Below are 20,498 nucleotides of genomic sequence, written 5' to 3'. Positions count from 1 at the left end.
GACAGGAATAAAAAACAATCTTCCGACGCCTGACAAAAGTCGAGGGGCACACACAATATCATCAGAAGAATTCAGGAGAACTCCATGATTATCGTTTTGAAACCGGAAGCAACCCAGGCAGATATCGCTCACATTTCCGGAAAATTAAAGGAAAAGGGTTTGGCCGTCCATATTTCAAAGGGGTCGGAACGGACCATTATCGGAGCTATCGGGGATGACAGGCTCTTGGCCGAGCTTCCGCTCGCCATTTTCCCGGGAGTGGAAAGCGTTCACAAGATCCTTCAGCCCTTCAAGCTCGTCAGCCGTGAATTCAAAAAAGAAAACACGATTATCCGATTTCCGAACGGAGTCACCATCGGTGGAGAAGAAATCCAGGTCATGGCAGGACCATGCGCAGTGGAATCCGATGAGCAGCTTCTGTTTGTCGCGGAAAGGGTCAAGGAATCAGGCGCAAAAATCCTTCGGGGAGGGGCGTTCAAACCCCGGACATCCCCTTACACTTTCCAGGGACTTGGAGAAACAGGACTCAAGCACCTTTCGAAAGCCCGGGAAAAAACCGGCCTTCTTGTCATTACGGAACTGATGGACCCCAGAGATCTTGACATGGTTGAGGAGCACACCGACATTATCCAGATCGGCGCAAGAAACATGCAGAACTTCCGCCTTCTGTCCGATGTTGGCCGCGCCAGAAAACCTGTTCTTCTGAAAAGAGGGCTCTCCGCAACAATCAAGGAGTTCTTGATGGCGGCAGAATACATTGCCTCACAGGGAAATCAGGACATCATCCTGTGCGAGAGAGGGATCCGCACGTTTGAGACCATGACAAGAAATACGCTCGACCTGAACGCTGTTCCGGTCCTGAAAAGCCTGACACATCTTCCAATTCTCGTGGACCCAAGCCATGGAACCGGACGATGGGATCTCGTCATCCCCATGGCCAAGGCAGGAATCGCCGCTGGCGCCGACGCGCTGATGATCGAAGTCCACAATAATCCTGAAGAGGCCTTTTCCGATGGCGAAGAATCCCTGACCCCGGAAAATTTCGAACGATTGATGAGGGAATGCCGCAAGGTCGCCTCTGCTGTTGACAGGTTTATCGCCTGATGAAGCCGGCGCGTGAGTGCCGGCAACTCGCCATACTGGGAGTGGGACTGATGGGGGCTTCCATTGCCGCGGCCCAAAAGCGGTCCTTCCCCGACACAGTCATTGTCGGATCATCCATCTCCACCATTGATGGCAGGGTTGCGCTTGAAAAAGGGTATATAGACCGCTTTACCCAAAACAACAAGGAAGCCGTTCTGGGCGCGGACCGGGTGATCGTGGCCTCCCCTCCCTCCTCGATTGCCAGCATTTTAAAAGAGATCGCGGAAATGGTTCCGGGGATTCCCGTTACAGACATCTCCTCTGTCAAAACGCCTGTTTACATGGACTTCAGAAAAAATCTCCAGTCCTGTTTTAAAAGCTATACAAGCTCTCACCCCATGGCAGGCAGAGAGGAGTCCGGAGCCCAGGGCGCACGGGCCAACCTGTTTGATGGTCGAAGCACCTTTCTGGTTCCCTTTGCAAGTCCAAAAACTCCCCCCGAAGGAGACTGGGAGAACTTCTGGCTTGGCCTTGGCTGCAAGGGAACCTTCACAGTCGACCCCATGGAGCACGATCAGATCCTCTCCCTCATCAGCCACCTTCCCCATGTTGTTTCCTATGCCATTCTTGAGCTTTTAAACCGGACAGAAGAGAGGAACCACCTGACCCATTTCAACTGGGAGGAACAAAAAGGTGGGGCACTGACAGATATGACCCGGATCTCACACAGCCATTCCGGACTCTGGGGAGAAATTCTCGCGGCCAATCAAGAATTCCTGCTCAACGACCTTTCCCGACTGATCCTGATTCTTGAATCCTGGAAAAAACAGATTGGAAATGGCTCCATGGAAGAGATCTCCCAAAAAATTGAATCTGTCCAGAACCATCACCAATCTCTCAAGAAACTCGCCAAAAAGGAAAAGAAGGAGTCCGATGCCCATTGATGAATATTCCGGAGGTCAGCGAAACGGTTCTTACCGGGTGACATCCTCAAAGAGTGTCTCAGGCTGCATTCGCGTTCCTGGCGACAAGTCGATCTCCCACCGTGCAGTCATGATGGCTTCCCTGGCAATGGGAACAAGCGAAATCCACGGCTTTCTCCCCTCTTCCGATTGTCTGGGCACCCTTCTGGCTTTTTCCCTGATGGGGGTCAGGACAGAACGCATTTCAGAGAATCACGTCAGGATCTCAAGCCCGGGAGCAATAAGTCTTACTGAGCCACAAACCGTTCTGGATCTTGGGAACTCCGGCACAGCCGTGCGACTTCTTCTGGGAATCCTTGCCGGAACAAACTTTCATTCCGTTGTCACAGGAGATGACAGTCTCAGAAGCCGCCCAATGGGCCGGGTGACCGAGCCCCTCTCATTGATGGGTGCCAGCATCGACGGAGTCGCGAATGGCAAGCGGCTGCCTCTGGCCATCCGCGGGAGAAAACTCAAGGCAATCACTTTTCTGAACGAGAAAAAGAGCGCACAGGTCAAATCCTCCATTCTCCTTGCCGGCCTCTCTGCCGACGGGCCGACCACCGTTATCGAACCGGTTGCGACAAGGGACCATACAGAGCTGATGCTTCCCATGTTTGGCGCAACCTGTACTGTGCGGGGCAACGAAAAGACCGTTCACCCAGGGCCCCTTTCCCCATTGGATTTTACGGTTCCAGGAGACCTGTCATCGGCTGCTTTTTTCATGGTTCTGGGATTGATTACGCCAGGAGCCAGCCTCACGATCGAGGGAGTCGGGCTGAACCCGACACGAACCGCAATCATCCGGATTCTGCAACTGATGGGCGGGAAAATCCAGGTAACAACCATGGAAAGTCAAGGCGAGCCTGTCGGAACACTTCATATACAGGCCAGTTCCCTTGAAGGGATCGAAGTCCCCGAAGAACTGATCCCGCAGGCGATCGATGAAATTCCTGTTTTGGCGGTTGCCGCCGCATTTGCCAAAGGGAGAACCATCATCAAGAATGCCTCCGAGTTACGGGTCAAGGAATCCGACCGGATCACGGCAATCTGCCAGGCATTATCCTCAACCGGAATCTCCGTAACAGAGCTCCCGGACGGATTGATTGTCGAAGGAGGAGGTCCTGCCCCCAAGATTCATGGAGCCGAAATCGAAAGCCATAATGACCACAGGATTACCATGAGCATGGTTGTTCTGGGCTCGAGGCTTCCTCCTGGTGAAACACTTTTGATCCATGGTACGGATTTTGTTGCCACAAGCTTTCCGGGCTTTGTGGAGCTGTTCAACAAGACCGCAGGGATCCAGAACTGATGGCCCCCCTTTCCATCGCCATTGATGGTCCTGCCGCGTGCGGCAAATCCAGTCTGGCCAAGGCACTGGCCCGAAGGATTGGGCTCTACCACCTTGAAACGGGCGGACTTTACCGCTCTGTTGCGCTTTTTTTTCTGGAACGGGGAGGGCCGACTGACGATCCGCACAGGATCCTCGACCTTCTTCCCGAAATGGATCTTTCCATTCGTCCTGATGGATCTTCCAGCCGTGAAATCCATTTTTTCCTCGGAGACAGGGATGTCACCGTGGATATTCGTTCCGAAACGGTTGGCAAATGGGCGTCGACCGTTGCGACAATACCGGCGGTCAGGACATATCTTCTCCCGGTCCAGCGCCATTTTGCGGAAAACGATCGCATCGTGATGGATGGAAGAGATATCGGCACAGTCATCCTCCCCGACGCCTCGCTCAAAATTTTTTTGAGCGCCCCGGCTGCAACACGAGCGCTCCGGAGGTGGCTTCAACTGGGCGGAGAAAACGCTCCTCAGAGCTTACAGGAAATCCAGGATGACCTTGAAGAAAGGGACCGTCAGGATCTCGCCCGCTCCATTGCCCCGCTCACACGGGCATCCGATGCGATCGATCTGGACAACTCCCGGATGACGATCGACGAATCGGTTGATTGGGTGATCGAAAGGCTCCCGAAATGATGCCCATTCCGATGGAGGTCTCCCACTTCAAGACCTACAAGATCGCCAACTTCCTGATGAGCATCCTGACCCGTTCATGGCTCAGACTCGAGGTTTCCGGGCAAGAATGGATTCCCTCCGAGGGAGGAGTCATTGTGGCAGCCAATCATCAAAGCTTCCTTGACGTCCCCATTCTCGGCTTTTCCATTCCGCGAGAGTCCCGGTTCCCCGGAAAGTCCGAACTTTTTATAAAAGAGCCATGGAGCAGGCTTCTCCTCAAAACAGGAGGTTTTCCGCTTGCGAGGGGAGAGGGTGACAGAAAAGCCGTGAGTTTTTCACAAACCCTTCTGGAAAAAGGGGTCGTACTTTCGATCTTTCCGGAAGGAACACGAACCCGGACGGGGAAAATCGGAAGCTTTCATAGGGGAATGGGCCTTCTTGCGATCAAAAGCCATGCCGCCATCGTTCCCGCTGCAATATGGGGAACAGGTCTTTCCATGGGTCCGGGAGGAACATTTCCCAGACCCGGCCGCATCAAAGTCGCTTTCTCTGCTCCCATCCTCCCTTGGGAATACCCCATTGAGGAAATGGGCCCCAAAGAGGCCAGCATTTTTCTCAGCAAACAGGCCGAAGACCGTGTCAAAGCCCTTTACGAAACCATCGCCCCGGCAAAATAGACTTACTTTCCGGGAATCAGCGGCCAGATTTTCGGAATAATCCATACCCCCCACCCAATGGTCAGAATGAAAAGACCAAATCCCAAATGAAAAAAGTCCCTGAAGCGATATTCCCCCTCGTTCCACGAGAGAAGATTCACCGGATGGGAAAGGGGTGAGAGGAAAAGGGCCATTGAGGAAATCGCAAGTCCCATCATGAAGGGTTTGGGGGAGAGTCCCATTCCGTGAACAAGGGAGAGAACCAGAGGAGACAAGGTCAGGGCCACAAGCGTATGGGAAAAGAACTGGACCAGAACTCCAGTGAGTACCATCAGTGCCCCCAGGAGAACATTGGGGGAAAGAGTCACACCCCAGTGGAGGAGGTAAGGGGCGACCATCGCTCCGACCCCCGCATCCTCTATCGACCATCCCAGGGGGAAAAGCCCACCCATCAGGAGAAGAACCCTCCAATCAATGGAGTCTCTCGCCTCTTCCATACGGACCACACCAAAAGCCATCATCAGAAAAGCTCCCAAAAGAGCCGCAAGAGAAACGGGGAGCAACCCGGAAAGCGCAACCGAAATGGTTGCGGCTGCGATAAAAATGGCAAGAGGCGCCTTGCTGGTCCGAAAAACCCTCCTGGGAATCTCGTTTAATGAGAGGAACAATCCTGAAGTCTGGACGGCTTCAATCTCCGCTCTTCTGCCCTTGAGCAGGAGAACATCCCCAGGAGCAAGCAGTGTCTCGCCCAACCACCCCTCCTGAGGCGGCGACTCCCGGAAAAGGCCGGCGATCTCGACTCCAGGACCGAGGGCGTTGGCCATCTGCCTCAGACGCTTGTGGATCATTCCCACATCCGGCTGCATGATCGCTTCCAAAAGGACCGTCTCCTCCGAATCGATGGAGTGGGATTTTGAGGAAATCGGGAAACCTGACGGCTCGGGCTCGGATAATGGGCTCAAAAATCCCTGAAGACGAACTCCTCCCAGGTCGAGGATCCGGCCAAGGAGAACCACATCCATCTGAAGACGGACACGCATACCCTTCTTCAGGACCTCATCGGGATTTCCCAGAAGTTCCGGCAGACCAGGAGGAGCGGTCTTCCCCGACATCCTCGCCATGCCCCATGCCGCCTTTAAAAGGGAAATCGCCGATCCTTTACGGTTCGGACCACTTTCCTCAAGAGGAGCCGGTGCAAGGGGACTCGACAGTTTCAACCCCCAATCGACCGCAAGCGGCGTTTCCGAAAATTTCATTCCCCGATAGGGAAAACTCTCGTCAATCAAAAGCTCCACAAAGAACGATCGCCCCGACGATCCATGCCGATTGGGCTCCTGGGAGTCCTCGGGAAAGACTCTCGGGGCGACAAGCCAAAGATAGAGGAGCCCGATTAAAAAGGCCCCTCCTCCAATGGGCAGAAAGTCCAGGATCTTGAATCCTTCCTCATGTCGGGACTCCATATATCCGGAGATGATAATGTTCGAAGCCGATCCGAAAAGAGTCGCGGAACCACCCAAAAGAGCTGCAAAGCCGACAGGCATCCAGATCCGCTTTGCCGAAGCTCCTGTTTCGGAGATCAGGTTCTTGATCGCGGGAAGAAACAGGGAAAAAGCTCCGGTATCATTCAGGATCATCGAAATGATCCCCACGGCTGGGGTCACGATCAGTCCGATCCGTTCCTTTTTCCGATGGACAAGCATCATCAGTCTCATCGTGATCCGGTGAATCACCTTCGTTCGGGAAAGCCCCTCCGAAAGGACAAAAAGGGATGCGACCAGAAACACCGCAGGCTGGGCAAATCCCTGAAGGATACGATCCGGAGGAAGAATGCCGAAAAGACCCAGAACCGCCGGGATGCCAATGGCAACAACCTCAACCGGAACGATGCGTGTTGTGAGAAGAATCGTTACCACAACGACGATCGTGGCAAGCTCCAGAAGCCTCATCGGGAGGAGGTCCAAGTCATGAGAGAAACAGATGGAAGCCTATTCCGGGAGATCGATTCCGGCGACTTGCCAATTGAAAGCTCAAACAGCACAATACCCCCTGTGTCTTCAGAAAAAATGGTCCGGGACCCATATGGAGCCACAAATGGCTGAAAACAGAAGCGATCAGGAAAACACGGCGACCGGCCAGGAAATCCTTCTTTCGAGCAAAAAGGACATCAGAAACGCCATTATTGCGTTGAGAGGCCTCATCACAAAACAGGAACGGGATCGGTTCTCTGGAGAGATTACCAGAAGGGCCGTTTCTTTGCTCGAAACAAGGATTTCCAGCGGCCATTTGAAACCCGGAGCCATTATCCATCTATTTCGCTCTTTTGGGGAAGAGGTCGAGACGGACTTTCTTCTGGAAAGAATCAAAGATATGGGGTTTGGACTGGTTGTCCCCATTGTTCATCACGAGGAAAACCACTCCACACTGATCCTTTCCAGTGTTAGACGGGATACCCGCTGGCGACCGGGCCCCTTTCAGATCCCGGAACCTTATCCGGTGGTTCGGGTCGATCCCTCCATCGTCTCCCTTTTTTTTCTTCCGGGGGTCGCATTCGATCCCGGAGGAGGCCGCATCGGTTACGGAAAAGGCTACTACGACCGGCTTCTGTCAGGGGTCCGGCCGGATATTCCCAAAATTGCCCTTGCCTTTTCCCATCAGGTGCTCGAAAAAGTACCGTCCTCAAAATGGGATATTCCCATGACCATGATCCTGACCGAAAAGGAGACCATTCACTGTGATTGATCAAAAAAAGATCGCTGAAGGATTCAGGCTTATTCTTGAAGGACTTGGAGAGAATCCCGGCAGGCCAGGTCTTCAGGAGACGCCCAGACGGGTGGCCGAGCTTTATGCTGAGATCCTGGGCGGAATCCATGAAAACCCTACAGAAATCCTCCGGCCAATCAAGGGGGAGGATTTTGACGAAATGGTCGCTCTGGCAGGGATCCCCTTTCACTCCATGTGCGAGCATCACTTCCTTCCCTTTTTCGGGAAGGGACATATTGCCTACATCCCCAAAGAAGGACGGATGACGGGGCTTTCATCCCTTGCAAGACTTCTCGACATCTTCGCGAGGCGCCCCCAGATCCAGGAGCGACTCACCGCAGAAGTCGCGGATGGCATTATGGAAGGACTCTCCCCCCAGGGGGTGATGGTTGTCCTCGAGGCCGAGCACCTGTGCCTGTCCATGCGGGGGATCAAAAAACCGGGTGTTCCGGTGGTTACATCCGCCGTGAGGGGGATTTTCCGGAAAAACGCCAAGACCCGACAGGAGTTTCTCTCGCTGATCTCAATGAAAAATCATGGCTGAGGGCAAGGGCTAGTTCCCGCAGTCCTGTCTGAAAAGCTTCCGCTCCTCCTTCCCGAACCGTTCGACTGCAACGCCCATGGTCGTTCGGGAGAGGAATTTCCCCTGCTCCCGGAGAAACCTCCTCAATCGCTCGGGATCCTTTTTCCCCGCCTCTCGAAGAACCCATCCGATGGCTTTCCGGACCAAGATTTCCGGATCCCCCGAAAGCATCCGGGAAAGATGGTATGGCAGATCGAGATCTCCTTTCCTCACCGACCACAACGTTGAGACCATCGCCATTCTCCTGTCCCACATCCGGGAACTTGTGGCGAGAAGCTCGAGCTCGGGGGTCATCGCTCCGTTCGAAATGGTGCCGATCAAAACAGGAGAAAGGTCATCTACAAGTTCCCAGTCATCGATCAGATGGCGATAATCCAGAAACTCCCTGAAGATCCGTTCCTGTTCCCGGGCGTCGACCTTCCTGAATGTTTCCAGAAGGATCAACGCCCCAACCGATCGAAGATCCAATACATTCGAGGAAAAGAGCTCGGAGATCGCAGAAACGGACAGCCCCCGATATTGTTTTGCAATCCTGCGACGAACGGCTTTTTTGACCCCCAGATATTGCCCGGGGGAGCCGGACTTTCTCCATCCGGAATGAACGGCGGCAACACCGTCATCACGATGTGCCAGCAATTCCTTCAGGATTTTTTCTGTAGGGTTTTCCATAGGCTGTTCCTCCAATCCGATCAAAGATGGCTGTTATCATGAACGATTCGATCGCTTTCAGGCTCATTTGCCAGCGGAATCGCGAACCCCGTTTCAGACTCACAGCCTATCGGATGGGTCTGGGGTTAGCGAACGACCTATTTTTCTGTTATCTTTTCCATATCATGGCAGAGATCACCACGGGGTCTCTGTGGCGTCTGCGACGTCAATATCTCCACCAGAAGGCTCAAGGCCGGAACGATCGGAAATGGCTGCTGGGGGAGAAAAAAGACCCGGAAGGAAACATCATTCGCGCACGTCCCGGAGAAACAGGAACTTCCGCTCGCGAGACCGGAACCCCCTCCATAAGCCGCAAAACGCTTGGGGGCTGGAGAGTTCATCTGCCATCCCTCATATCGATAAGATGGGCATGTCTGATGGTCCTGAAAAAAGTGGATCAAAAAGATCATCCCATCAACAATCCTCTCAAACCTCTTTCGGGGAGATCCATTGGCGACCATTTTGAATGGAAAAGAGCTTGCCGCTACATTGCGGGCAGAACAGACAGAAGAGATCAGGAAGCTTGCACCCTTAGCCGGACGTCCTCCTGGCCTCGGAGTCATCCTTGTCGGAGATGATCCTGCAAGCCATGCCTACGTGAAAAACAAAAGAAATGCCTGCAAGGAAGCGGGGATCCATGCTCCCGAAATCAACCTGCCCCATGATACCACCAGGGAAACGGTGATGGAGTGGGTCGACAAGCTGAATGCCGATCCCAGGATTGACGGGATTCTCGTTCAACTTCCCCTCCCCCCCCATATTCCGAAAGATGACATTCTTCTCAGGATCGACCCCGAAAAGGATGTCGACGGATTTCATCCCATCAACGTCGGTCGACTTGTGATCGGAGAAGACACACTGGTCCCTTGCACCCCCACAGGCGTCATGACGCTTCTTTCCCGATACGGTATCCCTGTAAAGGGAAAGAAGGCAGTCGTTCTCGGCAGGAGCTTGATTGTGGGAAAACCGATGGCCCTTCTCCTGCTGGCCGCCGATGCCACTGTCACCATCTGCCACAGTAAAACAGCCAATCTGTCGGAGGAGACACGACAGGCCGACATACTGGTCGCCGCGCTCGGGAAACCCCTCATGATCACAAAAGATTTCGTGAAAAAGGGCGCGGTGGTGATTGATGTCGGGATCTCCCGAAATGACAAGGGAAAACTTGTGGGAGATGTCGATTTTGACAGTGTGGAACCAATCGCATCAGCGATCACCCCGGTTCCCGGAGGCGTTGGCCCGATGACCATCGCAACACTTCTTGAAAACACGCTGAAAGCCTATAAAAAACGAAATCACCTATCCTGATCACACGGAGAACCCAATGACCTTCAGAGAAGCGCTCACAGCCCATTCATTCATGATCACAGGGGAATGCTCCCCTCCAAAGGGGACCCTTGTCGCCCCCTTGCTTGAGCGACTCGTGGCCCTTAAGGGCCGGGTTCATGGCCTCAACATCACGGACAACCAGACCGGAGTCATGAGAATGTGTCCCCTCGCCATGGGAGTCCATCTCCAGTCCATCGGGATCGACCCCATTGTCCAGATCACCCTTCGGGACCGGAACCGTCTGGCTATCCAGTCGGACATCCTTGGCATGTCCTCCCTCGGGATCCGGCAAGCACTCTGTCTCTCCGGAGACCCTCCGACCCTCGGGGATCATCCGGAGGCCAAACCCGTCTTTGATCTTCCGACTCCGGAACTCATCCGGGCCATAACCCTTCTCAACGGCGGGACCGATCTTTCCGGAAAGGATCTCTCGGGACCGACAGACATTCTCCCCGGTGCGGCAACCTCTCCCGAAGGAGATTTCGATGCGGAAACCCGAAAGTTCGAGGAAAAATTTTCGGCAGGCGCCCGTTTTTTCCAGACCCAGGCGGTTTTTTCACCGAAAACAATGGAACGATTCATGGTGTTTGCCTCCCCTTTCAGAGTCCCTGTTCTCGCCGGGATCATCCTTCTCAAGTCCGCCAGAATGGCCAATTATTTGAACGAGAAGGTTCCCGGGATCACCGTTCCCAAGGAACTGATCGCCAGGCTTGAGAGGGCACCCCAGGGAGGAGCGCTCGATGTGGGCATTGAAATCGCAGCCGAGACCATCAGGGCAATCCGGCCCATGGTCCATGGAGTCCATATCATGACTGTCGGGGCCGAGGAGACCATTCCGAGGATTCTCGACCTGGCAGAGTGCTGACTCAAAGATGTCCAGCCGGCTGACCATCACGGAAATCCTGCGTCGCAAAACAGAAGGTCCCTCCATTACGATGGTGACAGCCTACGACGCAATGGAGGCCAGGCTTCTTTCGGGAGCGGAAATCGATATTGCTCTCGTTGGAGACTCTCTCGGGAATATTGTGCAGGGTCATGATTCGACCCTGCCGGTTACAGTCGAAGAGATGCTCTACCATACCCGCTGCGTCCGGCGGGGGCTCGACGGCCCCTTTCTGGTGACAGACATGCCATTTCTTTCCTACAACACCTCTCAAAAAGAGGCGATCACCAATGCCGGGAAAATGATCAAGGAAGGTGGGGCCAATGGCGTCAAACTTGAGGGGGGTGCCGAAATTTCCTCCCTGGTGAGGGCGATGACCAGGGCCATGATACCGGTCATGGGCCATGTGGGATTGAAGCCCCAGTCGATCAACATGACCGGAGGATACAAGGTTCAGGGCAAGGATCTGCAGGGAGCGAGGCAGGTCATCGCGGATGCGGTAGCGATCGAACAGGCCGGAGCCTTTGCCATCGTTCTTGAAGGGATCCCCCCCGATGTGGCAAGGGCGATCACCTCCCGTCTCTCCATCCCCACCATCGGAATCGGAGCCGGGATCCATGTTGACGGGCAAGTTCTGGTCTTCCACGACCTTGTCGGCTGGTCTGACCGCCCCCTTCCCCGATTTGTCCGGCCCTTCGGATCGGTCGGCCTTGAAGCCAGAAAGGCTGTTCTGGCTTTTTCGGAATCGGTCAGGAACCACTCTTTCCCTTCACCGGAAGAGTCCTACCCGGAAACAGCCATTCCTCCAGGAGAGATCCTCCCCAGGAAGGAATAGCAAGGCAGGAGGTGACGACGAATCAAAATCATGCCAGAATGGGACCGACTCTTGGTCAAAAGATGCCCCGGGCGATACCCTGTATCGTTCCATAAAAAGAAAGGAACCCACCCCCATGGCCTGGATCTTTACCTTTGACGAACTGATGTGGGACTTTCCCTACCCGTTTGAAGAGCGGAAAAAAGCCCTTCTTGAAGAACATCACCGTTCCTTCAACTATATGATGACCGATCGCTGGGGAAATCCGACCAACCCTTCCCCGGGACTGGGATTTGAAACCTCCGGCGACTGTCGGGGATATGCCTACCTGCTCGATGAGGACGAGGAAGACGAGATCATTGAAAAGATCAAGGGGAGATACGGGGAGTATTTCACCCTGAAGGAAGGTCCCATGATCATTAATAACGAACTCTCCGAAGACGGGTACTACTTCCTTTCGAACAGGAGCCATCCGGACTATATCGGGAAAATGGTTCCTCAGGAGATCATCAAGATTGCCAAGCAGGGATTCGGTCCCAATGGAACAGGGGTTGAATGGATCATCTATCTTGCGGAAAAATTCCAGGAACTGGCCGTTTCAGATCTGGCGGTCGATGCGGTCATGAGTGTCATGAAGTGGCACGGGCTTGCGGGCAACAACCACCGAACACCCATGTAGCCCTGCGATATCCATGAAACTTGCAACCTGGAACGTCAACTCCTTGAAGGTACGCCTTGAACAGGTCCAACATTGGCTTGTGGACAACAGTCCCGATTGCCTGTGCCTTCAGGAGACCAAAACGACCAATGAGGACTTTCCCCATTCCGTTTTTACGGAAATGGGCTACAACAGTCTTTATAATGGTCAAAAAACCTATAATGGCGTTGCGATTCTTTCAAAACATCCGGTCAAGGATCCTGTCTATGATATTCCCGGATACGATGACCACCAGAAACGCGTTGTTTCCGCCGACATCGGCGGAATACGGGTGGTCAACTGCTATATTCCAAACGGACAGGACCTTGGAACGGAGAAGTTCCTGTATAAAATGGAATGGCTCGCAGCCCTCACGAAATACCTTGAAACGCTTCACCCCAAAGATCATCCGGTCATTGTCACCGGGGACTTCAACATCGCCCCGACCGATCTCGACCTTTGGGATCCGGATGGGATGAGGGACCAGATTTTCTGTTCGAAAGACGAGCGGGATCACCTGCAACGGATTTTCGATCTTGGGTTTTCAGATTGCTTCAGGCAGGATAACCCCGAGGTGCGCCAATACAGTTGGTGGGACTACCGGCAAGGGATGTTCCGGCAAAATAAAGGCCTCAGAATCGACCTTGTCCTGGCTTCAGCCCCGCTTAAGGAGGTTCACCGTCGCTCCTTTATCGATCCGGCGCCCAGAAAAAGCGAGCGTCCTTCGGACCACACGCCGGTCATTTCGGAGTTTTCCGGCCCCCTGAAGTCACCAGGCAACACGACAATCCCCTGAAGAGATCGAAAAGAGTGCCCCCCCGTCCCCTTGCCGGAATGAGACAGAACTTTTGCCTTTTTCGCTTATATTATCTTGGGATCGTTCATTCAAAAAGTCTACCCTGCGCACAGCCATGGCCTGAAAGGAGCGCTTCAAATGAAAAACCATCCCCCCATGCGAAGGATGTTCCTTTGGATCCTGGGATGTTTTTTTCTCTCTTTTTCCGGGTGTGGTGGCGGCGGAACATCACCCTCTGCGGGAGAACCGGCACTGGGGCCGCTTTCGGTCAGCTGTGAGAGAGCTACAGATTCGGGAACCTCGCTCGGTAATATCTTGCCGCTTTATCTGGGCACAGCCGGAGACAACAGTTCGACTGTTTGCGGCTCCGCCATCAATAATCCCTGCACCGACGTCACCATCTGCGACAGCTCCGGAAGCAATTGCCAGACCGTCACCAATATTCTGGTCGACACTGGATCGTCTGGCCTCAGGATCTTCAGATCTGTCCTCAGCAATACCACCACCCTCGACCAGGTGGCTTCTCCCGGGGGAGATCCTGTCGGGGAATGCGAAGCTTTTGGAAATGGAACCTACGGCGACTGGGGTCCGCTTGTCTATGCCCAGGTCAGGCTCGCCGGCGAGCCTCCTGTCACCCTCCCGATACAGCTGATCGACCCAACCTACGCGGGTCAGTACACCTCCAACGGAAATCCGGCCTCTTCAAACCCATCCTGCGGACAAACCTTTACCCCCGACACCTCTCCCTCGAACGCAAGTTTCAACGGGATCCTTGGGGTCGGGCTCTTTGTCCATTCCTGCGGCACGTTATGCGCCCAAAGTATCGATAACGGGGTTTTCTTTTCCTGTTCAGGATCAAGTTGCACCAGCACCACCCTTGGAACCTGCGAGCAGGACCAGAACCCCGTCCCCCTTCTTCCGACAGACCATCAGGGGGTCCTCGTCTCTTTCCCCTCATCCATAACCAGTCCAGAGGAGTCAGCGACAGGCTCCCTGATCCTGGGAATCGGAAGCCAATCGGACAACACACCAGCATCAGGAGTGAAAGCCTATGACGCCGACCAGAACGGAAACTTCCAGACCACCTTTAATCAAACAACCTACTCTTCTTCCAATGGATATGCCTTTATCGATTCGGGGTCAGACGGCGACTTCTTTCCCGATCCACAAATCCCTAACAGCGGCTCCCCGGATTATTACTATGAGCCTTCATCAGCAGAGCCCCTTACGGCAACGATTGCACCGGCTTCGGGATCTCCCGATACCACTGTTTTCTTCACCATTCAAACCCCTCCGACACAGGGTTCGGGGTTTTCAGACGGCGTCATCCCCAATCTGGGATTTGATCAGACCGGCGGATTCGACTGGGGGCTCCCGTTCTTTTTCCTGAAACAGAATGTCTTTGTCGGAATCAACGGGCAGACCATCACCTCTCTAAATGCCACCGGGCCGTTCTGGGCCTTTTAACAGGGAACAGCCGAAAAGGAAAACCCTACCATGGAGGCGTTCTTGAAGAAGGATCAGAAACACAGCTTCCGGAGATCCAAAATGTGGATCACCATTGGAGCTCTCATCTGTTTTCACTGGGGAAGCCATCTGACAAGCGCCTTTGCCGTTCTGGGAGAGCCGGAAAGTTCGGTGACCGCGGACAGGGAACGCTCCCAGGGGAGCCATTCGGTCCGGACCCTCCCCGGAGGAATACGGATGCATAAGATCACGACCGCCGGAGGCCATTACCGGGAGTTTTCCGGGCAGGACGGAGCGATCTTCGCCATCACCTGGAGAGGGACAAAACCGTCCCATCTCGGGGACCTCCTTGGAGCTTACCGGCAGGAGTTCATTCAGGCCGTCCGGACGTTCCGGATGGGCAAGGCTCCCAACCGGAGACGTGGGAGGATCCTCCTCATCCAAACAGACCACCTTCTCATCACCGGCACCGGACACCCGAGAGACCTTCGGGGAATGGTCGAGATCATCGGAAAAACGCCCCCTGGATTCGATCCGGAGAGGATTCCGCCACAAACCCCCTAGGGCAGGACCTTTCCGGATTTTTCACAGATAAAGCTCTCGACATCGGCAAGAGGCAACGGCTTCGACAGCGCAAACCCCTGGATCACGGCGCATCCGAAAAGGCTCAGCATCTCCACATCCTCCATTGTCTCCGCTCCCTCTCCCACCAGATCAAGGTTCAGGATCCTCGCCATCTGGACAATCGTTTTCACAAGATTGGTCTTGGGAAGACTGTCATGCATCGGAATCACAAACTCCTGGGGGATCTTGATCGCATCAAGCGACAGCTCCGACAGATAGGAAAGGGAGGAATATCCTGTCCCGAAATCGTCAAGGGTCATCCGGACACCAAGCATCCGCATCTTCAGGATCAGGTTTGCCGCCTCAGCCGGATCCTTCAGCAAAACACTTTCCGTAAGCTCAAGATCCAGCCAGAAGGCCAATTCCGGATTGGCTTCGAAATGACGTTCAAGATTTTCCCAGAAAGGCGGATGCCAGAACTGGGAAGCCGAGACATTGACCCCGACCCGGATACGGGAAAATCCGGCCTTCATCCATCGCTCAATCGTCCGGAACGCTTCCTCCAGGACCCATTCTCCCAGCGGAATGATAAGACCGGTTCTTTCCGCAAGAGGAATGAAGCGACCGGGAAGAACGAGCCCTTCCGTCGGATGATCCCATCGGACAAGAGCCTCCACGCCAACGATGCGATCGTTGAGCACATTGATCTGGGGCTGAAAAAACAGACGGAACTGACCGGACGTGATGGCTTCATGGAGGGCCCGCTCCCGCTCGTACTGCTCCCGGATCTCCGACTCCATCGCCAGATCGAAGATCTTCCAGGTATTCTTCCCATGAGCCTTTGCCTGGAACATCGCGATATCCGACTTTTTCAGGATATCCCCGACGCTTGCGGAATCTCTGGGAGAAATGGCAATGCCGACAGAAGCGGTCACATGAATCACCGTTCCATCGATTTCCAGAGGATTGGAAATCACTGAGAGAAGTTTCTCCGCAAAAGGGGCCACCGTCGCGAGATCGACCACATCGGTCATGACCAGGACAAACTCATCTCCTCCCCACCTTGCCACAAAGTCCGAAGTCCGGATGACGCTTGAAATCCGTAGACCCATCTCCTGAAGGAGCCGGTCACCAACCTCATGTCCCATGGTGTCATTGATCGTCTTGAAGCCGTCTATATCGAGGAAAAAGACAATGGAAGAGCTTTTGAGCCGAAGATTCCTCTCAATTTCCATGTGGAGACGATCATTCAACGATGTCCTGTTCAAAAGACCGGTGAGGGAATCCCTGACATCCTTCTGGACCCCCACATAATGGGTGATCGTCCCGTCACTGTCCATCATGGGGATGATCACCGTTTCCACCGTATAGAAGGATCCGTCTTTCCTCCGGTCGACAATCCTTCCCTCAAAGATCCTTCCGGAGCGGATCGTCTCCCACATCATCTGGTAGAACTCCTTGTCCTGCTTCCCGGAATGCAGGATGCGGGGAGTCTGACCCACAAGCTCCTTGTCCGAATAGCCTGACAGCTCGCTCATGGCCTTGTTCACCCACAATATCTTTCGATCGGGGTCGGTGATCAGAACTCCGTTCGGCACCAGGTTCAAGGCGGTATTTTGAAGATGAAGGGTCTCCTGTTCCCCGAAGTGCTCCACCAGGATCAGGAAACGATTGATCGTATGACAGATGCGATCGATCGAACTTCCCGACAGGGAATCCAATCGTTCGAATCCGAGAAGAACCACGCCTTTCAGGGAACGGCCCTGACTCTCCCTCTCAAAGGGGAAGCCATGGATTTCCTGAACGCCGTGTTGGGCCAGTAGCCTTCGGTAGCTCGATGTCTTCGGAAATTCGGAAATCAGGAACCGGCGATGATCCCTCTCCTTATGAAAGAAAAGACTTTCCCACTCAATGACAGAATCTTTCTGCATCGCATTTTTCCGGAGAAAGGAGGCGACCAGAAAAGAGTTCTTTCCCCGAACGCAATGAAAGCCGATGGAATGATCATCATCGCGTCTTGAAATGCAGATACAGGAGGGGTAGTAGATCGATTCCATCCGCTCGGAGAGCAGATCCATGATGCCCTCAAGCGTTGTCCCGGATAAGACCAGGGCATCAAGATCCGTATTCAGGCGATCGAGCTCCATGGTTTCATTTTTTTCAGAAATGTCCTCGACCGACAAAAGGATCCGCTTGGGAGACGCATCGTCAGGATCAAGACGGTTACCCGAAACGAGAAGGGTGCGGACTCCTTTCTTCTCGCTCACATAGGTGAACTTGAGAGAGTCGATCGGCTTGTTTTCCGCAATCGAGCCATGTAAAAAACTCTGAAGGTTCCCTTTGGCAAACGCTCCGGACTCCAGATCAAAAACAGATCTGCCGAGAATCTCTCCGGAAGAATACTCGAACATTTTCAGGAAGGACTGGTTTGCCATGACAATCCGGAAATCGGAGTTGAGGACCGAAAACCCGACAGGAGCGGCGTTAAAAACCATTTCAATCTCATATTCACGCCGCGAAATTTCCAGTTCATGTTCCTTGATCGTCGTAATGTCAAAAAAGACCAGGACAGCCCCATCGATCCTGTTATCATCGGTCATATAGGGACGAACCCGAAGCAGATAGACTCTCCCCTCATGATCCCTGATTTCCCGCTCGGAAACCTGAACCTCACGAATAACCTTCAAGACGAACGATTCCATATCGGGACAATCCACCTCGCATCCGATCCTTTCGAGGACCTTTGCTCCGTTCAGAACCGAGAGATTGAAGAGCTTTCCGGCCATGGGGGTAAAACTCCTGAGGAGCAGATCCCGGGAGACCACCAGAATGGCTGTATTGATGCTCACGGACAGATTTTCCAGATCATTGTTGACGCGCAGAAGTTCGGCATTGCGCTCGGAAAGCTCGGTATTGATCGTCGAGAGCTCTTCATTAGCCGATTCCAGTTCAGCGTTCGAAGTCTCGATTTCCTCATTGGTGCTTTGAAGTTCTTCATTGGCGGACTGGACCTCCTCTCCTGTCGCCTGAAGCTCTTCAATAACCGACTGGTGCTGCTCCTTCAGGGAATCCAGATAATCCTGTGTCTCCAGAAGCTCCGACTCCAGAAAGGCAATCCTTGAAAGCGCCTGATCGGCCACAAGAGGCTTGGTGCTGGAGCCAGGCCCATGGAAGCGCGAGGTACGACCTTTTTCCGTCTCTCCTTCTTTCTCAAAAAGGATCAGAAAATAGGGACTTGGCAGGTTTTTGAGAGGAATGACCTTCAGTGTCAGAAGGATATCCCCATCATCACGATGGAGTCCGACACGTTCCCTGATCGCAGTCTGATGCTCACTGCGGACTTTGGAGAGAAGAACCCTGATCTGGGGAACCAGGCTCCGTTTCAACTGGGAGAAGAGATCTAGACTGGGTTTTCCTGAAGGCGGGGACAAAAAATCCGTCGTCGATCCGAAGAAATGGACAATTTCCAGCTGGTCATTGACCAGCACGCCCGGAGGAGCATATTCCCCGATGAGTATTCTCGCGACCTCCTTCTCCGCCTTCCATGCGGGCAGAAGGTCCAGGATTCCCTCATTGCCCTTCCTGATGGGGTCAAACCCCGGAGACTTGGGGGAAACAGGGATTCGTACTGAACCCTTGATCTTTTTTTTCCAGAAGATTTTCAGCTTTTTCTCTTCCGGAAGAAACAGACGGGAATTGGCGCCGACCGACTCGGAAAGACCGAGAAGAAGACAGCCATTTTCGGACAAGGCATAATGAAACAGGCGAATCACCTTGTTCTGGATAAACGTGTCCAGATAAATCAGAAGATTTCTGCAAGAGACAAGATCCATCCTTGAAAAGGGAGGATCCTTCAGGATATTGTGGCGGGCAAACACAATCCTGTCGCGAATGAGCCCCGAAACCCGATACCCCCCCTCCTCCCGGGTAAAAAAACGGGATCTCCTTTCAAAAGACACCCCGTCCATCAACCGGTCTTCATAGAAACCGGCACGGGCTATCCTCAACAGATCCTCATTCAGGTCGGTGGCAAAAATCTGGAATTGGGCAGGGAGAGCCTGTTTCTCAAAAAACTCGGTCAACAGAATGGAAAGAGAGTAGGCTTCCTGGCCAGAGGAACAGCCAACAACCCATACCCGGATCATTTCCCCCGGCCTGCCGGCCAGAAAGCGCGGGATAACGGAATCGGCAATCTTCTGAAACACCGCGGGATTTCTGAAAAAAGAGGTCACATCCAGAAGAATGTCCGAAAAAAGGGCTTCGAGCTCTCCGGCATCCGTTTCCAGAAAATCGGCATAATCCGGCAGGTCCTTCCGGTTTGAAAGAAGCATTCTCCGGGAGATCCGACGAAGTAATGGGCGGGACTTGTAGAGAAAAAAATCGACCCCGGTGCGGAGTTGAAGAAAGGCAACAATCCGCCGGTAGCCATCCGGAACGGATTTGATGTCTTCACCCTCATCCGGGGAAGGTTCGCCGGAAGGGATTGCAAAAGATCCATCCCTGCAAACTCCATCCAACTGGCGAAGCGAGAGGATCTTCTGGACGATCAGGAAAGGCGGGAGAATAAAGTCCACCGACCCTGCGGAAATGGCACTTTGGGGCATTGATGGAAATACGGCTGAATCATCCTGGGCAAAAGTTATTCCACCATTTCTCTTGATGGCAGACAACCCATCCGCCCCATCCGAACCCGCGCCCGAGAGAATGACCCCAATCGCCCGATCTTTTTGATCGGAGGCCAGGGATTCCAGAAAGTGGTCAAAAAGATGCTGCTGATGGGACTGATCCTCATCAAGCGTCGACGGGGAGAGCACCCCGTTCCGGATAACAAGGGATGTTCCCGGAGCAATGACATAGATTTGGTTCGGCTTTGGACGAACCGGAGACCCGATGGAAAGAACGCGAAGAGATGTTCCCTTTTGAAGGATTTCGGAAAGAGCGCTTTCATGGGAGGGGTCAAGATGTTGCAGAAACACAAAAGACAGTCCGCTATCGGGTGGAACTCCTTTTAAAAACTCGGCAAATGCGGAGAGCCCCCCTGCCGAGGCAACGACTCCAACGACAACAGGAAGGGAGTTGTGTCCTTCCGGACGCCCTTTTCCGGATGGTTCGAGGCCTGTCGTCTTATCCATGGGAGATACCCATAGCCACCTCGTCTCTGCGGATCAATCCCAAAAAACTCTGCTTTTTGAAAAACTGGTTGAAGAATACTCTAACATTATTACTCAAAAAAT

General features: G+C 53.6%; 19 protein-coding genes. 15 read left to right on the top strand and 4 right to left on the bottom strand.

Features of this window, described 5'->3' with window-relative positions; translation table 11 throughout:
• Positions 1-84: 84 nt before the first annotated feature.
• The 5 genes from aroF to LFE_RS05265 are packed head-to-tail and all read left to right on the top strand — an operon-like array spanning position 85 to position 4,684.
• The gene (gene aroF / locus LFE_RS05285) at positions 85-1,104 is read left to right on the top strand and encodes a 3-deoxy-7-phosphoheptulonate synthase (protein WP_014449220.1); all 1,020 of its coding nucleotides are present in this window, start codon (positions 85-87) and stop codon (positions 1,102-1,104) included.
• Positions 1,104-2,027 carry a prephenate dehydrogenase gene (locus LFE_RS05280; RefSeq protein ID WP_014449219.1) on the top strand — a complete coding sequence of 308 codons (924 nt, stop codon included), beginning with the start codon at positions 1,104-1,106 and terminating at the stop codon, positions 2,025-2,027. The genes aroF and LFE_RS05280 overlap by 1 nt, the downstream gene beginning before the upstream one ends.
• A complete protein-coding gene (gene aroA / locus LFE_RS05275) occupies positions 2,017-3,357 on the top strand; it encodes a 3-phosphoshikimate 1-carboxyvinyltransferase (protein ID WP_014449218.1) in 1,341 nt (446 codons plus the stop codon). Before LFE_RS05280 ends, aroA begins: the two co-directional genes overlap by 11 nt.
• On the top strand, positions 3,357-4,028 hold the full coding sequence (cmk, locus tag LFE_RS05270) for a (d)CMP kinase (RefSeq protein ID WP_014449217.1): 672 nt from the start codon (positions 3,357-3,359) through the stop codon (positions 4,026-4,028). The genes aroA and cmk overlap by 1 nt, the downstream gene beginning before the upstream one ends.
• A complete protein-coding gene (locus LFE_RS05265) occupies positions 4,001-4,684 on the top strand; it encodes a lysophospholipid acyltransferase family protein (protein WP_158310241.1) in 684 nt (227 codons plus the stop codon). Before cmk ends, LFE_RS05265 begins: the two co-directional genes overlap by 28 nt.
• A gap of 2 nt (positions 4,685-4,686) precedes the next feature.
• On the opposite strand, the gene LFE_RS05260 is transcribed toward LFE_RS05265, so the two are convergent.
• The gene (locus LFE_RS05260) at positions 4,687-6,609 is read right to left on the bottom strand and encodes an SLC13 family permease (protein WP_014449215.1); all 1,923 of its coding nucleotides are present in this window, start codon (positions 6,607-6,609) and stop codon (positions 4,687-4,689) included.
• 18 nt (positions 6,610-6,627) lie between these two features.
• Here LFE_RS05260 and LFE_RS14510 point away from each other — a divergent pair, with 18 nt between their 5' ends.
• From LFE_RS14510 to folE, 3 genes are read left to right on the top strand one after another with little or no spacing between them, the layout of a single operon-like run.
• A complete protein-coding gene (locus LFE_RS14510; RefSeq protein ID WP_269763953.1) occupies positions 6,628-6,762 on the top strand; it encodes a hypothetical protein in 135 nt (44 codons plus the stop codon).
• Positions 6,755-7,402: a 5-formyltetrahydrofolate cyclo-ligase gene (locus LFE_RS13030; RefSeq protein ID WP_014449214.1), complete on the top strand. Its 648-nt coding sequence runs from the start codon at positions 6,755-6,757 to the stop codon at positions 7,400-7,402. Before LFE_RS14510 ends, LFE_RS13030 begins: the two co-directional genes overlap by 8 nt.
• Entirely contained in the window at positions 7,395-7,967 is a 573-nt protein-coding gene (folE, locus tag LFE_RS05250; RefSeq protein ID WP_014449213.1) for a GTP cyclohydrolase I FolE, read from the top strand. Before LFE_RS13030 ends, folE begins: the two co-directional genes overlap by 8 nt.
• A 9-nt stretch (positions 7,968-7,976) precedes the next feature.
• Here folE and LFE_RS05245 read toward each other — a convergent pair whose 3' ends face one another.
• Positions 7,977-8,675, bottom strand: a complete 699-nt coding sequence (locus LFE_RS05245; protein ID WP_014449212.1) for a DNA alkylation repair protein — start codon at positions 8,673-8,675, stop codon at positions 7,977-7,979.
• A 137-nt stretch (positions 8,676-8,812) separates the two neighbouring features.
• Complete coding sequence (locus tag LFE_RS05240; RefSeq protein WP_148272560.1) at positions 8,813-9,055, bottom strand: hypothetical protein; 243 nt, start codon at positions 9,053-9,055, stop codon at positions 8,813-8,815.
• Positions 9,056-9,164: 109 nt separating this feature from the next.
• Between LFE_RS05240 and folD the strand changes: the two genes are divergently transcribed.
• The 7 genes from folD to LFE_RS05205 all read left to right on the top strand — a co-directional run bounded on the left by folD (position 9,165) and on the right by LFE_RS05205 (position 15,264).
• Positions 9,165-10,022, top strand: a complete 858-nt coding sequence (gene folD, locus LFE_RS05235) for a bifunctional methylenetetrahydrofolate dehydrogenase/methenyltetrahydrofolate cyclohydrolase FolD (protein WP_014449211.1) — start codon at positions 9,165-9,167, stop codon at positions 10,020-10,022.
• A 16-nt stretch (positions 10,023-10,038) separates the two neighbouring features.
• Positions 10,039-10,908, top strand: coding sequence for a methylenetetrahydrofolate reductase (locus LFE_RS05230; RefSeq protein WP_014449210.1), 870 nt, complete (start codon positions 10,039-10,041; stop codon positions 10,906-10,908).
• A gap of 7 nt (positions 10,909-10,915) precedes the next feature.
• Positions 10,916-11,761, top strand: a complete 846-nt coding sequence (gene panB / locus LFE_RS05225) for a 3-methyl-2-oxobutanoate hydroxymethyltransferase (protein WP_041774046.1) — start codon at positions 10,916-10,918, stop codon at positions 11,759-11,761.
• A 115-nt stretch (positions 11,762-11,876) separates the two neighbouring features.
• Positions 11,877-12,419 (top strand): gamma-glutamylcyclotransferase, encoded by a 543-nt coding sequence (locus tag LFE_RS05220; RefSeq protein ID WP_014449208.1) that lies wholly within the window; start codon positions 11,877-11,879, stop codon positions 12,417-12,419.
• 13 nt (positions 12,420-12,432) lie between these two features.
• Positions 12,433-13,233 (top strand): exodeoxyribonuclease III, encoded by an 801-nt coding sequence (gene xth, locus LFE_RS05215; protein WP_014449207.1) that lies wholly within the window; start codon positions 12,433-12,435, stop codon positions 13,231-13,233.
• A 138-nt stretch (positions 13,234-13,371) separates the two neighbouring features.
• Positions 13,372-14,700 (top strand): DUF3443 family protein, encoded by a 1,329-nt coding sequence (locus LFE_RS05210; RefSeq protein WP_014449206.1) that lies wholly within the window; start codon positions 13,372-13,374, stop codon positions 14,698-14,700.
• A gap of 81 nt (positions 14,701-14,781) precedes the next feature.
• Complete coding sequence (locus tag LFE_RS05205; RefSeq protein ID WP_014449205.1) at positions 14,782-15,264, top strand: DUF2844 domain-containing protein; 483 nt, start codon at positions 14,782-14,784, stop codon at positions 15,262-15,264.
• On the opposite strand, the gene LFE_RS13025 is transcribed toward LFE_RS05205, so the two are convergent.
• Positions 15,261-20,396 (bottom strand): EAL domain-containing protein, encoded by a 5,136-nt coding sequence (locus LFE_RS13025; protein ID WP_014449204.1) that lies wholly within the window; start codon positions 20,394-20,396, stop codon positions 15,261-15,263. The two genes, LFE_RS05205 and LFE_RS13025, sit on opposite strands and share 4 nt — an antisense overlap.
• Positions 20,397-20,498: the final 102 nt, after the last annotated feature.

The organism is Leptospirillum ferrooxidans C2-3 (genome assembly GCF_000284315.1).
In the GTDB taxonomy this organism is placed as follows: Bacteria; Nitrospirota; Leptospirillia; order Leptospirillales; family Leptospirillaceae; genus Leptospirillum; species Leptospirillum ferrooxidans.
Note: the sequence above shows the minus strand (reverse complement) of the source record. Positions and strands in the feature narration are given on the sequence as shown.

Coding starts and splice junctions, on each gene's coding strand:
- panB (WP_041774046.1), top strand. CDS start 10,916: ATGTCCAGCCGGCTGACCATCACGGAAATCCTGCGTCGCAAAACAGAA.
- LFE_RS14510 (WP_269763953.1), top strand. CDS start 6,628: ATGAGAGAAACAGATGGAAGCCTATTCCGGGAGATCGATTCCGGCGAC.
- aroA (WP_014449218.1), top strand. CDS start 2,017: ATGCCCATTGATGAATATTCCGGAGGTCAGCGAAACGGTTCTTACCGG.
- LFE_RS05230 (WP_014449210.1), top strand. CDS start 10,039: ATGACCTTCAGAGAAGCGCTCACAGCCCATTCATTCATGATCACAGGG.
- LFE_RS13030 (WP_014449214.1), top strand. CDS start 6,755: ATGGCTGAAAACAGAAGCGATCAGGAAAACACGGCGACCGGCCAGGAA.
- xth (WP_014449207.1), top strand. CDS start 12,433: ATGAAACTTGCAACCTGGAACGTCAACTCCTTGAAGGTACGCCTTGAA.
- cmk (WP_014449217.1), top strand. CDS start 3,357: ATGGCCCCCCTTTCCATCGCCATTGATGGTCCTGCCGCGTGCGGCAAA.
- LFE_RS05205 (WP_014449205.1), top strand. CDS start 14,782: ATGTGGATCACCATTGGAGCTCTCATCTGTTTTCACTGGGGAAGCCAT.
- LFE_RS05280 (WP_014449219.1), top strand. CDS start 1,104: ATGAAGCCGGCGCGTGAGTGCCGGCAACTCGCCATACTGGGAGTGGGA.
- LFE_RS05220 (WP_014449208.1), top strand. CDS start 11,877: ATGGCCTGGATCTTTACCTTTGACGAACTGATGTGGGACTTTCCCTAC.
- LFE_RS05210 (WP_014449206.1), top strand. CDS start 13,372: ATGAAAAACCATCCCCCCATGCGAAGGATGTTCCTTTGGATCCTGGGA.
- LFE_RS13025 (WP_014449204.1), bottom strand. CDS start 20,396: ATGGATAAGACGACAGGCCTCGAACCATCCGGAAAAGGGCGTCCGGAA.
- LFE_RS05240 (WP_148272560.1), bottom strand. CDS start 9,055: ATGAACTCTCCAGCCCCCAAGCGTTTTGCGGCTTATGGAGGGGGTTCC.
- LFE_RS05245 (WP_014449212.1), bottom strand. CDS start 8,675: ATGGAAAACCCTACAGAAAAAATCCTGAAGGAATTGCTGGCACATCGT.
- LFE_RS05260 (WP_014449215.1), bottom strand. CDS start 6,609: ATGAGGCTTCTGGAGCTTGCCACGATCGTCGTTGTGGTAACGATTCTT.
- aroF (WP_014449220.1), top strand. CDS start 85: ATGATTATCGTTTTGAAACCGGAAGCAACCCAGGCAGATATCGCTCAC.